The following is a 14227-nucleotide window of genomic DNA, read 5'->3' as shown; positions in this document are numbered from 1 at the left end:
AATCGAATAGGGTGTCTCGGGTCATTGGTACATCTGCCCGTTTCCCCCTGCAAATCTATTCAGCAAAATTCATTCAAACAATTCAACAATAACCGCGTTGGCAAAATCCAGTCCCGTCTCTGTCAGTCTTAGGCTATCCTCTTTCAGGTCAATCCAACCTGTCCCTTTAAGTTTGTCTACGGCAGCCTTCTTTTCATCTAGAAAGGATTTTCCGTATCTCGCCCGATACATTGAATAGGAGATTCCCTCAGAAAGTCTGAGGCGCAGCATAATCCACTCTTTTTCGTCCTCCTGAGGGCTGATAGCTTCCTCAGAAATAACAGGCAGCGTTTCACGGTTCAGATCATGAATATATCGGTTGAGATCCGAGGTGTTCTCATAGCGCACGCCATTCAGATACCCGTGGGCAGACAGTCCGATGGCCGCATAAGAACCACAGTTCCAATAATTCAAATTATGCCGGCAAGCTTTTCCCGGCTTCGCGTAGTTGGATATCTCGTAATGTTGGTAACCATGCTCACCCAAAACTTGACGAATTCTGTGGTCCATCTCCCGTTCCAGAGTTTCCTCCGGCAGCTTCAGAAGACCCTGTCGCTCCATCCTGTCAAAAGGCGTCCCCTCTTCAATTTTCAAGCCATAAGCCGACACATGCTCAGGATCAAATTGCTTTACCCAACTCAGGGTCTCTTCAACGGTGGCTAAAGTCTGTCCAGGCAGTCCTGTCATCAGATCCAGGTTGATATTGTCGAAACCCGCCCGGCGCAAGGCATTAGAAGCGGTTGTGACCTCTTCTGGCGAATGGATGCGGCCTATGGCCTTCAGCAGGCTGAAATCCATGCTTTGGACGCCCATACTGAAGCGGTTGACACCAATACTTCTCAGCGTCTCTGCCAAAGTCAAATCAACGGATTCCGGATTGCCTTCAACGCTCCATTCTGTCAGTGAAGACAAGTCAAAATGGCATTCAAGCAGCCTTGCGAGTCTTTGCCAATCCTGGGTCTCAAGCAGTGTGGGTGTTCCGCCTCCAATAAAAATGGTTTCAGGCTTTAACAGGCCATATCGGGCCGCATGAAGCTGCACTTCCTTCTCAAGGGCGTCCATATAGTCCCCTCGCCGGCTCAAATCCGGCATGGAGCAAAAATCGCAGTAGTAGCACTTGCTCCTGCAGAACGGAATGTGTACATATAATCCCAGACTCATTTGGCTCCTCCATTTCAGTGACCGGCTGCGGCATGCAGCACGTTTTCCCAAAACACGAACGCGGCTCTTCTCAGGTCCATCCCGGAGAAGAGCCGCACTTAGAATGCTCTGGCTATTTGCTGTCGTCGTATTTGAGAACCTCGAGGAATGCCTGCTGAGGTACTTCAACAGAGCCCAGCTGACGCATCTTCTTCTTGCCTTCCTTCTGCTTCTCAAGCAGCTTTTTCTTACGAGAAATGTCGCCGCCGTAGCACTTGGCCAGCACGTCTTTTCTCAGCGCGCTGATGGTCTCCCTGGCAATGATATTGCTGCCGATGGACGCCTGAATAGGCACCGCGAACTGATGGCGCGGTATGACTTCCTTAAGCTTCTCGCAAATAACGCGGCCTCTCGATACAGCTTTGCTTGCATGCACGATCATAGAGAAAGCGTCGATCAAATCTTTGTTCAGGAGGACATCCAGTTTGACCAAGTCCGACTCGCGATATTCTTTAAATTCATAATCCAGCGACCCGTAACCGCGTGTTTTGGACTTCAGTGCATCAAAGAAATCGTATATAACTTCGTTCAGCGGGAGTTCATAATGAAGCCTGACCCGCTTTGCATCCAGATAATCCATTGAGAGCATGACGCCTCTTCGATTCTGGCAAAGTTCCATAATATTGCCTACATATTCAGTCGGACAGAAAATATGTGCATCTACAATAGGTTCTTCCATTGTTAAAATAGACTGGCGATCCGGCAGATTCGTTGGATTCTGAACCATAACTACTTCGCCGTCTGTTTTGGTAATTCTATAAATAACACTTGGTGATGTCGCGATCAAATCCAGGTCGAATTCACGTTCAAGACGCTGTTGTATAATTTCCAGATGCAGGAGCCCCAGAAAGCCACAGCGGAATCCAAAGCCAAGGGCAACTGAAGTTTCAGGTTCGAAAGTCAGTGCGGCATCATTGAGCTGAAGTTTTTCAAGAGCGTCGCGGATGACATCATAACTTTCGCCTTCTGCCGGATAAATGCCGCAGTAGACCATAGGCTGAGCCTTTTTGTAACCCGGGAGCGGCTCTGGCGCAGGCCGGTCCGCTTCTGTAATGGTGTCACCCACCCGACAATCTATGACGTTCTTGATGCTCGCCGTTATATAGCCGACATCTCCTGCCTTAAGAACCCCGACTGGTGCCGCGCCAGGTATAAAGATCCCCACCTCGACGACCTCGAAAACTTTTTTCGCAGCCATCATCATGATTTTTGTCCCTTTTTTGACCTGGCCCTCTTTAATCCGGACTATTGCCACCGCACCCCGATAGGAGTCATAATAAGAGTCGAAGATCAGAGCTTTCAACGGTCCTTCTTCGTCGCCCGTTGGCGCCGGCACTTTATGTACCACAGCCTCAAGAACATCTTCAATATTCAGGCCGTCTTTGGCGGAAATCAACGGCGCGTCCTCAGCCAGGATCCCAATGACCTCCTCAATTTCATGCTTGATTTCATCCGGTCTTGCGCTTGGCAAGTCAATTTTGTTGAGAACAGGCACAATTTCGAGTCCCTGCATATCCGCGAGGTGAACGTTTGCCAAAGTCTGCGCTTCAACCCCTTGGGATGCGTCAACCACAAGCACTGCTCCTTCGCAGGCAGCAAGGCTCCTGGAGACTTCATAAGTGAAATCCACGTGTCCAGGGGTGTCGATCAGATTTAAAATGTATTCTTCGCCATCTTTGGCATTATAAACAAGACGCGTGGTCTGCAGTTTGATGGTGATGCCGCGCTCCCGCTCCAGCTCCATGGTATCCAGGATTTGGTCCTTCATTTCACGTTGAGTCAGAAGTCCCGTAGTCTGGATTAAACGATCCGCCAGAGTCGACTTGCCGTGGTCAATGTGCGCAATGATGCTGAAGTTCCTTATTTTGTCCTGTCGATTCAGGTGTTTCGACATGAAATATATTCCTCCTATTTAATGCTGTTCAAAGTATCGCTGAACCGTGAAATTCCAATCAATTATAACACAGCGGCCACCCCTTCACAACGAGAATGTGCTAAGGTGTGGTCAGGTTTATGTAAAATGCTTGTAATTATCGTTGCTTTTTATAATTCGACATGATAGAATACTTTTGTTGAACATCTAAGTGGGAGGTGAAAGTAAATGGCAAATATCAAATCTGCCGAGAAAAGAATTTCAGTTATCAAAAAGAAGACGCTTTTGAACAAGTCCCGCAAATCTGCTCTTAAGACTGCAGAGAAGCGTTTCCTCGAGGCAATTGCAGCTGGCAATAAGGCACTCGCTCAGGAAAAGTTGACTTTCGTTGAGAAAAAGCTTTCCCAGGCTGCTTCTAAAGGTACCATTCATAAGAATGCGGCTTCAAGAAAGATTTCCCGACTCAATAAGCGCCTCAAAGACATGATCGCTGGATAAACTTTCTTAAACGCCGTCACGTTCCCCAAGAAAGTGTTCACTTTCAAATAAGTTGAGCCGTTGAGAAATCAACTTGTCAAATAAGCGTATGATCTTATCAAGAGATCATACGCTTTTTTATTTTTTGTTGCGGAGAGTCTTCGAAAGTTTATGATGAGTGACATTCAGCAGATCAGAAGCGTCGCTAAGTCCCAAAAGGCCTGAGCGGCCGACGTACCGAGATCGATGTCAGGAGTGCTTCAAAAGCGATCCAGGCATTGATTCTGCCAGTCTTAATCCAGTGATCAAGACGCGCCGCTTCAATTATATATCCGCTGAGCAAATCCACGTCAAAACTCCTCGCCTGCTTCGCCATGATTTTCGCCCGGTAGGCATGCAGCGACATACGCTTAGCGATATCCGCCTCGCTATAGCCTGTGTTCGTCATTAATCGGATTAAATGCATTTGCGTCAGGGCTTTATAAAGTGTTCCAAGCAGCATGACTTCCGATTCGCCATCTGACCGCAGTGACTCCAGCATAGCCAAGGCTCTCGGAAGATCCTGAGCGATGGCAGCATCCACAAGCTTAAAACTGCTGGCCTCCAGGTTCTGAGGTACCACTTTGACAATAGCGTCCTTAGTCAGTTGTCCCTTCTCTGCACATAAGGAAATCAGCACTTCAAGGTGCTGATCAATTTCCTGAAGCGAGATTTCTGCTCTGTATTCCAAATAGGCAAGCCTTTCAACTAAATACTGGCGAGTTCTGTCATCCGATTCAACGCCGCCCTTTTTTAGCCGCTGGGCAATCCATTTTCTGAACTCTGATTCATCCAGTCGTTCAAAGGAGACCACACGGCCGTGCTTTCCGAGTCGTTCGCTCCACTTCAGACGCTTGTCCGGAGCTGCTTCACAAATAAAAATCGCTACAGTTGAAGAAGATGGATTGTCAAAACAGGTCTTCAACAACCCTTCACCCGCAGCAGTGAACGCTGGTTTCTTGGCAAAGAAACCGGCATTTTTGAAAATGATCAGCCTGCGTTCTGACAGGAACGGAAGCGTTTCCATTTTTTCAACCATTTCCTCTGCGCTGAGCTGGTCCGCATTCTCCACTTGGAAGTTAAAAGGCTCTGCAGCCGGATCAACAAGTGTTTTCTTTGTGTGAGTCAACATGCTGTCCATAAGAAAAGTCTCAGGCCCCCAGAAAAGATACAACGGCTTCAGTGCGTTGCTTTTCAAATCATCATAAAATTCTTTATATGCCAAATGAACACCTCACACTTTTCGCCATCTCGAGTTTACCAAATAGCAGCACTGCACCGCAACTCTGAGTTTTTAGTCCCTATCTTGTCTGAATTAATTGTTCAGCTTCTGCTTGAACCAAACGGATACACCATCCGTCTTCATCTCAATACAGCCGCTGAGGTCTGTTCTGTAAGTGTAAAATTTGTTTTCCAGCAGGGTATCAAGCGTGATCTTGCCCGGGTGGCCAAATCTGTTCCTGCCCACCGAGATCACAGCCACTCCTGGCTTCAGCGCCGATATAAAAGCTTCCGAACTTGAAGTTTTTGAACCATGATGTGCCACTTTCAATATGGTTTTCAGCGCCGGAATCCTATCTATTATAGCATACTCCTGCCTGGCAGTGATATCTCCTGTAAACAGAAAAGACAGTTCTCCGGTGACATAGGTCATCACAATTGAGGCTTCATTGGCATCCTCAGCCTCCATGACTATCATGTCTTCCGGCGGAGACAGCACCTCAAGGTGCCCATCCTTGAGTCCAATCCGGTTACCGCTTCGGACGACAATGATCTCGACGCTATTTCGAGACGCGACTTCTGTCAAGCGCCCATAGGTCTCCTTCCGGACGGCACCGGAAAGGACTAGTGTGCCCACTTTCAGGCGTTCAAGCACAGCCTCTGCACCCCCTATATGGTCCATGTGGGGATGCGTCAGCACCATCAGGGATAATCTTGAGACGCCGGATTTAAGCAGCAATTGATCCATCTCCCTAAACGCCCTGCCATCACCCGTATCAATAAGAATGTTCTCACCCGACCGAGTTTGAATCAAGGCTGCATCTCCCTGACCGACATCAAAGAATCGAATCCTGTCCACCGGCTGCATCCAAGCTTCAAATGGCAGCCCGAAGAGAATCAAAGCCAATAAACCTGCGGATCCCAGCACTCTGACCCGACCATAGTCAAAGAGCTCACGGCGTGACCTTCTCATAGCCAGCACGATCAGAATAGCCGCAATACCCGCGCTCTTAAACACACCGGGGGTCGCAACCGGGATTGAAGGATGCGCAGTCATGCCTTCTGAGAAACGAACCACCGCCTCAATCAGCCGCAGTCCCCAACTTGACATCCACCCAGTCAGAACTGGCAGCACCGGAAGCGGTGACAGTGGAAGGGTCAAGAAAGCCAGCGGCAAAGCCAACCCGGTAAGAAAAACCACAGGCACATTGACAATGACAGAGATCAGCGACAGCGTATTGAAATGCCATGCCGAGGGCAGCGCTGTGGCGACGAGGACTGAGAAACTCAATGCCAGAGCGTTAAGGCATCCTTTGACAGGATTTCCTTTCCTGTTTGGCTTGGCAAGTACAGGGAGCACTACGGCAATACCGAAGACAGCGGCCATAGACATCTGATAGCCCACATCAAATAGCAGCACTGGACGAAACACAAGAATCCCCATCCCAGTCAGCGCCAGCCCGCTTAAACGGTCATACTGTCTCCCAAAAGTCTGAAGTCCACTTGCCAGGATCAGCATGCCTGCTGCCCGCATGGCTGAGCTTCGAAGTCCAACAAGGCCAAGAAAAAGCAACAGAAGCACAATGAGACTTAATTTTTTCATACTATAAGGCATTTTGATCCGTTCCAGCAGCATCTGCGCTCCTGTAAACAAAATACCAAAATGAAGACCGGAGACAGCGAGGATGTGTGCTGTCCCAGTTTGTCTGTAAATTTCCAGAAGCTCTGGGTCCAAATCTGACGTATCTCCCAGAATCATGGCTGCGGCTAACTGCCCTTCCTCTGAGCCAAGCCGTTTCAGTAGGATATCCAAAATCCGCTGCCGCACCTTTTCCCTAAACACAGCGACTCTGTGAGGACTGTGATCCAGAGCCTCTGTCCTCTCCACTTCCCCCTGATAGTCAATGCCTCTTGAATCCAGAAACTGCCTGTAATTGAACATCCCTGGATTTCTGGGCAGCGCCGCAGAGTGCAGAGTCATTGTCAGTCGGTGATAGCTTCCAACCTTCATTTGTCCTTCAGGCTTAAACACCACACTGAAGGTTTCCGGAAGACTAAAGACATTCTGAGAATGCTCCCATTCATCACGCCGTGAATGCTGAACGACGTTAAAGATCATCTTCTCTTCACTCAGCGCGCTGTACCGGTCAACATAACCAACTGCCTCAACACGAATCGGCGTTTCGATCCTGGGTATAGTTTGTCGGTTCAGCATAAGACTATAACCAAACGAAAACATAAGAAGCACGAAAATTAAAGCCTTAGGTCTGCCGCTTTCTGACGCGATCCACCCAAAGCCTGTCCCAATCAAAGCGGCAAGCCAAATCTCCAAACGCCCTGAAGCCGCTATAATTCCAATTGCCAGCCCGACCCAGGCAATGATTGCAGGACGACGCATAAGCACTACTCCTAATAAGACGACATTAAGCAATACTATTATTACATATATTGTAATTAAATGTCAATTTATAAAGGAGAATAATACATAATTTTACATTTCGAATATTACCGTCCCCGCGGCTTGTGGCCTATTGTCCCCAACCTTGCGTTGGGGACAATAGGCCACAAGCCGCGGGGGTAATATTTTTGCAACAATCAAACGCCATAGCCCGCAAAAAAAAGGAGCCGTACCCTGCAGGGCCAGCTCCCTTCCTCAACAATACACACTCAGCTTACTTTCTGTCTTTGTCCGAGTACGTATCAATTTCATCAAGATTTAAAGGCTTCAAAAGATTCGCCTTCTTAAACGCGATCAACAGCGGATATCCAACAATGCCGCCGCCAATAGCCTGTGTCATGTTGTACGGCACACCGGCCACCGCTTGGGCAAAGCCATACAGAAAATATTCATAAATCAGATAACCGCCAATCATGCAGACCCCGCCGGCAATAAACGCGACAATATAAGCACCGGTTAAGCGGGCCAGGGACTGTCCTTTATGATAAAAAGCCTTGAAGATCCAACCCGCTAAAAAAGCGTCCAGTGCTTTAATCACCAGCGTCGCAGGCGCATAAATGGTATAGCCGCTCAGAAAATCCGCAATCATGGAGCCTATGCCCGCTGCAAAAGCGCCATAGACCGGACCGAGTACAATGCCACTCAGGTAAACAAGACTGTCACCAATATGGATATAGCCTTTTGGAATTGGAATCTGGATCAGCAGGGTACCAATCGCAACCAGTGCTGCCAGCAGGCCTATCAGAACCACGGTTTTAGTAGAAAGTTTTTTCAAGTGTCGTTCCTCCCTCACGTTGACTGTTCCCTGACCTTACTTAATTGTCCCGGCAGGGTACATGGTGGATTATAACACTCCAATCAATACAGGATCAACACAATTTAACAAGAATTGTATCGCAACACTGGTCTCCACTTTATCACCGTATCTATCACAACTATACAATCAGCGCTTTGCAGGAAGCTGCATCTCTTTCTCTTTCAGTTGAACCGGCTGTCCCGACCCATCCAGTTTAATAAAGTACTCGTGCCTATGATTGCGCTGCAGCGCACCATCCACAATCAGCCCATTGTTGATCAACATTTTCATCTGTGTCCTGTGTGCTAGAATCGCTTTTGCCTTTTGATCCGCAACCCGCTCTATATCAATGATCGTCGTAATGTCTTCAATAGGACTGCCCATGAGGAGGCCATTTTTAAGGCGTCCTGCCCTGTTGTCCACTGTGGCCAGATAAACCGCCTCAGGCGCGTAATTGAGCTTTCCCTCATGGAGAAGTTTCATCATCCATCGATGAACCGTCTTGTGATCTGGATGGTGGGAGATACCGTTGACTTCAAAGGTGTAGATCAATTCAGGCTGCAGGGCGTTCAGACGAACGGCCAGTTTTTCGACGGCTTCAGCTTCGTCCTGTTCCACCAAAGTTGCGTCCATATAGTCAAGAAAATGAACTTTCGTAACGCCCATAATCTCTGCTGCTCTGAGCAGCTCCTGCTCTCTGACCGGACCCAAATCTTCCTTTTTCACATAGTCCCGGTCATAAGCCGTACTCGCCTCGCCTTTTGTCGCGCAGATCAAATGGGTCTCCCAACCCATCTCAGCCAGCTGAATCAAGGTTCCGCCCATTATAATTGCCTCATCATCCGGATGCGCAAATATGCCAATCGCTCTATTCATAGTGTTTCCTCCGTTTCTGTATAGGTTTCGCTTGTTTCGTTTCAAAATAATCGTAAATTGTGGTCCTGGCAGCCTCTGATAGACCAAGCCAGTTGAAGACCACTTCACCGGCTTCCGCCCTCAGGTCATCATTGCAGAGATGCCCGAAACGTCGGTAATGGTCGACTGCCAAGGTTTTAAGTTTCAAATAGGATGCATCGCGCCTTTCCAAAGGCGGCAGCGGCATTTGTCTTAGGGGGGTTGCATACAGCTCAAGAACGTCTCCCTTGCGCTTGCCTCTGACACTGAGCCAGAATTCATAGATCTCTGTGATCAGGATGAGACTCACTGCAAGCAGATCCTCTTGGCTTAAGCCGCCCCTGTTGGTTGTATTGCCTGGTTTAACCTCTTCCAAACCAACTAATGGCGTCAAATAATAAAGGTCCGCGCTTCCATAAAAAGGCTGATCTGTATAAGCGAAGGCATTATTGAGGGCTCTGTGGGGCACCACAATTTTGGGACCTTCAAACAACGCTGCGGTCCTGGGCCACTGGAGTCCATACCATGGCCTTACCCCATTTGCGACTTCCCTCCGCTTTGAGAGTTTGTCCCTAAACCGGCTCAAATGTCTGTAAGCATTAGGATACCGCGTTTCAAAGTCTTCAACTTCCCGGGGAATATAAAGTATATAATATTTGACCTCCAAGTCGACCTTGCCGCGTTTGACCTGACTATTCTTATAGAAAGGTGCTAACAGTGCCTCCTCAATACCCAGGGATAGAACTTCTTCAGGGGTCAGTACAAAGACGCCCACCTCAGGTGCCCGGTCATAACCGCTTACAATACCCTGGCGTACCTGAAAAACCTCCCCAAAGGTCTTCCCACATGCCGCTTCCAGTTCTTCAATAGCTAGGGGCTCTCCGGGGTGCATGGAAAAGTAAAAGTTTCCAAAGCGACTGACAATTTGATTCCGATTCAGCCAGATGACAGACGAAGACTGCCGCCAGCGCTCTGTCACGTCCGTTGTCTTTGACTTGGCGGGAACCTCCACATAACGGCAGGGTTCCTGAACACCGCGTCTGTAATGGAAGATCACGTTGCTCTGACCTGCTGCATCTTTAAAGAGTGAACCACCTTCAAAACGGGCAAGATCCACAAAACTGCCATTTTGATCCATTGCTTTTCTGAGTCCCGCCGCACCGTCGGCAGTGAAAAAGTAGCTGGTGGTAATAAACCCCATTACCCCGCCTGCCTTCAGGAGCGCCATTCCCAAATGAATGAAATAATAGAAGAAATCCATATTTTTTTCATAATGCGCCGCCCCAAAGGGATACCGTTTCGCCTCATCAAACAAGTCTTTATGATTCTTTTCGCCAATATAAGGCGGATTGCCCACGACAAGATCATAGCCCCCGAGCGCCAAAACTTCGGATACCGGCGAACTTTTAAACAGCAAAGCTGTATCCAGGACATTGCCGGTGTAACTACCCAATTTACCCGGTTTTAAATTGAAATACGACGCCACCATGTGTTTAAAGTGCGCCACCGGCTCGGGCTGAAGATCGAAAAGATGGGTCCTTTCAGCGGCTTCCTTCAAAAGCTGAGGGTCCTTTTCGAGGACGTGACATAGATTCTCCAGAAGACTCAGCCACGCAAAGGCGAAGACACCATCTCCGCCGGCAGGATCTACCACATACCATTTCAGCATAGCTTCAAAGTACTGCTCTGCTGGCTGTGGGTCTGACCCCGGCTTCTCAAGACAGCGCCTCACCCTATCCGGATCAGCACAATACAAGAAGCACAGCCTCCTGACCGCTGCTATGAGGACAGTTTCACTTGCCACCTCAAAAGGCGTATAAAAACTGCCGGTTTGATCCCTGTGCTGCTGGTGCATTCCCTGATCGAGGCCCCCCATGGAGGCATAGACGCTGCTTAATGTTCTTTCCATGCGGTTCACCCCTGTTACCTTTTCTAAGACTCGAGCAAATCATCCAGCGTCAGCACCTCATCCGAAAAGTGAACAACCAGTTCTCCCAGCTGAGCTTCAAACCACTTTCTGGACTGGCTGAGTGCCGTTTCCTCCACGCATTCCAAAACCACCTTATTTTTCATCAGGACGATCTCCGCCATAATATCGCCTTCATGCATCAGCCTGAAAATGAGATCCTCGGGTTCATCTAGGGCAATTTCGCAGTCCGGCGTAGCTTCCAGGACTTCCCTGATCTTCACAGAGTTCTGATGCAGATAGGTCGACTGGTGCACCAGATAAGTCTCTTCCTCGGACTGCTCCGCTTCCATGATGGTTTCCAGAATATCCAAATAACGCATCATGAGCAGCGCATTGTTTTCAATAAAAGTTTCGAGTGCATCGTTCTGACGTTCAGCGGCGTGACGTTCCAGAATCGCTCTTTTAAAGGCCTCCATGGTTTCTTTGGTGTAAAGCTCGAAGTCGGGTGCCAGAATGTAACCATCGGCAAAACCAATGGCTCTCCCGACCAGGAAGCTCTCCCCTTCCAGAACTTCAGGATTCAGGAGTTTAAAGTCACGCTTGGTGAAAACATCCTTGAGAAAAACATGGTCATCATAGCGCATGACCTCAAAGCCGCTGAAATAAGTGTGTGAAATCGCTTTGAAAAATGCAGAGTATGGGCGATCCGCCGCGGCATACCGATCCGCAAAGCTCAACCCGCCGGTTCTATAATCGTATAAAAGATAACTCTCAAATTGGTCAGCGTGCGTCTCCTGATCTTCTTCCCCGCGATACGCTTTGTCCGCCTGCACAATGATTTCACCAAACTGCGGTTCCATACTGTAAAACAGGAGCGCCTCTGTCGCCTCGCGCCAGTCCTGCCATACGGCTAAATTAGTCTGCATTATTATGCCCTCACTTTCAGATTGCCTTAAACGGTGAATTCTATGATATTATAGTCTTTAACAGGAAAATTGTCCATGATAGGCCCTCAGTCAAAGCCAGTGCTTTAGCCGATGGTGACTTTTCCCAGCCCCTCAAAAAATTTTCCCGACTATTTTCAATATTAACAAAGGAGTGACTTATTAAATGACCCGTCTCATCTATTTGGAAGACCCCGCTTGCCTGGCATGTGATGTCCAGATCACGAAGTGCGAGCCACACCCGGAAGGGTTTGCAATAATTCTGGACCAAACCCCCTTTTATCCGGAGGGGGGCGGCCAGCCCGGCGACAGAGGCCGAATTGGCGACGCGTTCGTCTTGAACGTCGTGACCGGCCCAGACAAAGCGGTGCTGCATATCGTTGACAAAGCTTTGCCGCTCGGACCTGTAAAAGCCAGCGTTGACTCAGAGCGGCGTGCGGACCATACCCAGCAGCACGCCGCACAGCATCTCCTGTCCGCCTGTCTTCTGGAGCTTTGCGAAGCAGCTACCATTGGCTTCCATATGAGCGAGTCCTATACCTCCATAGATCTCGACAAAAAGGTCGATCAGGAAGTTCTGGAACGCGCAGTCCTCATGGCCAACAACGCCATCAGGGCAGCCCTCCCAATAGAGGCGCTCTACCCTGATGAGGCGATGCTTCAAAATCTGCCCCTTAGAAAAATTCCTAAGGTAGAGGACAACATACGCGTGATCAGGATTGGAGATCTGGATTACTCCCCATGCGGCGGTACCCATCCCGACACCACAGCAGCCATAGGATGCCTTATGATCTCACGTTTTGAGAATTATAAGGCCGGCACCCGCGTCGAATTTGTCGCCGGAGAGCGGGCGATCAAAGATATGCTGAGGAAAAACATGTCACTGACACAGCTGAGTCAAAGCCTCGCCACGCCGGTTTCCGACGTTGTCAAAGGTGTCGAAAAGCTGCTGTCCAACCAGTCAAAGCTTGAAAAAGAACTCCGGCAGGCAAAATCCGCACTGCTGGAGTTTGAGGTCGAGGGTCTGATCTCCGAAATCGAGCGTTCTGAAAATCACCAACTGTTCAAGATCCTGCACGGCAAAGACATGGCTGATCTTCGCGTCTTATCCGCAGGCGCGCTTAAAGCCCTGCCCGGCGCTGTCATCATCCTGGCGGGCACGGGCAGCGATGGCAGCCAGGCACAGCTGCTCTGCGCCAGAGGCGACGGTCTTCCGAAGCTGGACATCCGCGAGGTCTTCAAGCCCGCAATCGCGCTCCTGGAAGGCCGAGGCGGCGGTAATACCGCTGTGGCCCAAGGCGGCGGACAAAAAGTCGAATTGCTTGATCAAGCCCTTGAAGCAGCCGCAAGTGCTCTGACACAGCAGCGCGGGCTTATGGAGGTTTAGCAGGATCAAATTGGCTCAGTCCTGAATGGCTGGCTCAGTCGTCCATTTTAGATCTTTGCTGCAGTTAAGCGCTGACCGGTACCCAGAGGAGTCGCCCCTGTTCCCAGATCAGATTTAGTTTGCCTTGATCCTTCAAATATTTCAGATGCGCCCGCACCGCAGTGTGGTTCAGGTAATACTGGCCCGGATTTTCCACCATGCCCAGGCGCTGACACAAGCCGGCGTGAATCGTGGTGTCCTCAGTGCCTTCCGCAGCCAGGGAAAAGATCAGGTCGTTGACTTCCAGCAAAACCGAGCGGTTCAGATCAATAAGAGCATCCACTTTCTCCAGATACCCGCCGTGGGACAAAAGATAGCCGCTGGCCGCAAGGCCGGCGACCCGGTCCAGGGTTTCCAGGTGGTCTCCAAGATTGTGGACAAACATCAGCTTGTGCTTGGTGACGAGGGATTCAGGCATTATGGCGTCCGCGACGTGAAAAAGCCCTTCTTCCGTAATCACGCCCAGCATCCCCGGGCTGTGACCTTTCAGATCGATCAAGGTGAGCTTTCTGTCTTCGAGCTCAAAAGTCCCGGGACGCAAGCGGTGATGCACCTCGGAAGCCTTGGCACAATAAAATTTGTTCAGCAGCTCCGGAATAGGCGCACAGCCAAAAAGAAAGTGGGGCTCGAGGTCCGGATGTTCAATATAATGGGCTTCCCCTTCTGGTGCATAAGTCTTGACGCCGCGGTTTCGTATGGACCAGGCATTGCCGCCAATATGATCCGCATGGGCGTGGGTGTTGAAAATCGCTTTGAACGCGCCCCAGCCATCACCGACTCCTTGCAGCGCTTTTTTAAGCGCACTGTCCTCCACCCCGGAATCAATCAAGGCAAAGCCGGATTCCAGTTTTAACACGCCTATACTGACGGCGCTTTCAAAAATCCCGGTTCTTTCAGTCAAAGTTCTGAAACTCATAATTTCCCTCCAATGCGCGGTTATTTAATCAAAAC

Annotated in this window: 11 protein-coding genes; 2 read left to right on the top strand and 9 right to left on the bottom strand. The window is 49.4% G+C overall.

The window, feature by feature from the left end; translation table 11 throughout:
• Positions 1-69: 69 nt before the first annotated feature.
• Together hemW and lepA are read right to left on the bottom strand one after the other, a co-directional pair.
• The gene (gene hemW / locus AC4PHM_RS02745) at positions 70-1200 is read right to left on the bottom strand and encodes a radical SAM family heme chaperone HemW (RefSeq protein WP_492019367.1); all 1131 of its coding nucleotides are present in this window, start codon (positions 1198-1200) and stop codon (positions 70-72) included.
• A 112-nt stretch (positions 1201-1312) separates the two neighbouring features.
• Complete coding sequence (gene lepA / locus AC4PHM_RS02740) at positions 1313-3133, bottom strand: translation elongation factor 4 (RefSeq protein WP_492019366.1); 1821 nt, start codon at positions 3131-3133, stop codon at positions 1313-1315.
• Between the two features lie 207 nt (positions 3134-3340).
• Here lepA and rpsT point away from each other — a divergent pair, with 207 nt between their 5' ends.
• On the top strand, positions 3341-3610 hold the full coding sequence (gene rpsT, locus AC4PHM_RS02735; RefSeq protein ID WP_291401165.1) for a 30S ribosomal protein S20: 270 nt from the start codon (positions 3341-3343) through the stop codon (positions 3608-3610).
• A gap of 184 nt (positions 3611-3794) precedes the next feature.
• On the opposite strand, the gene holA is transcribed toward rpsT, so the two are convergent.
• From holA to AC4PHM_RS02705, 6 genes are all read right to left on the bottom strand, one after another.
• A complete protein-coding gene (holA, locus tag AC4PHM_RS02730) occupies positions 3795-4853 on the bottom strand; it encodes a DNA polymerase III subunit delta (protein ID WP_492019365.1) in 1059 nt (352 codons plus the stop codon).
• 90 nt (positions 4854-4943) lie between these two features.
• Complete coding sequence (locus tag AC4PHM_RS02725; protein WP_492019364.1) at positions 4944-7247, bottom strand: DNA internalization-related competence protein ComEC/Rec2; 2304 nt, start codon at positions 7245-7247, stop codon at positions 4944-4946.
• Between the two features lie 274 nt (positions 7248-7521).
• On the bottom strand, positions 7522-8082 hold the full coding sequence (locus tag AC4PHM_RS02720; RefSeq protein WP_492019363.1) for an ECF transporter S component: 561 nt from the start codon (positions 8080-8082) through the stop codon (positions 7522-7524).
• A 168-nt stretch (positions 8083-8250) separates the two neighbouring features.
• Entirely contained in the window at positions 8251-8979 is a 729-nt protein-coding gene (locus tag AC4PHM_RS02715; RefSeq protein WP_492019362.1) for a PIG-L deacetylase family protein, read from the bottom strand.
• Positions 8972-10906 (bottom strand): Eco57I restriction-modification methylase domain-containing protein, encoded by a 1935-nt coding sequence (locus AC4PHM_RS02710; RefSeq protein ID WP_492019361.1) that lies wholly within the window; start codon positions 10904-10906, stop codon positions 8972-8974. The genes AC4PHM_RS02715 and AC4PHM_RS02710 overlap by 8 nt, the downstream gene beginning before the upstream one ends.
• A 23-nt stretch (positions 10907-10929) precedes the next feature.
• The gene (locus tag AC4PHM_RS02705) at positions 10930-11832 is read right to left on the bottom strand and encodes a hypothetical protein (RefSeq protein WP_492019360.1); all 903 of its coding nucleotides are present in this window, start codon (positions 11830-11832) and stop codon (positions 10930-10932) included.
• A gap of 184 nt (positions 11833-12016) precedes the next feature.
• On the opposite strand from AC4PHM_RS02705, the gene AC4PHM_RS02700 reads away from it, so the two are divergent.
• Entirely contained in the window at positions 12017-13237 is a 1221-nt protein-coding gene (locus AC4PHM_RS02700; protein WP_492019359.1) for an alanyl-tRNA editing protein, read from the top strand.
• Between the two features lie 64 nt (positions 13238-13301).
• Here the strand turns inward: AC4PHM_RS02700 and AC4PHM_RS02695 are convergent, their stop codons facing one another.
• Positions 13302-14192 (bottom strand): MBL fold metallo-hydrolase, encoded by an 891-nt coding sequence (locus AC4PHM_RS02695; RefSeq protein ID WP_492019358.1) that lies wholly within the window; start codon positions 14190-14192, stop codon positions 13302-13304.
• Positions 14193-14227 lie beyond the last annotated feature (35 nt).

The organism is Acidaminobacter sp. QWL-03, assembly GCF_058683855.1.
This window is presented reverse-complemented; position numbering and strand designations above follow the sequence as displayed.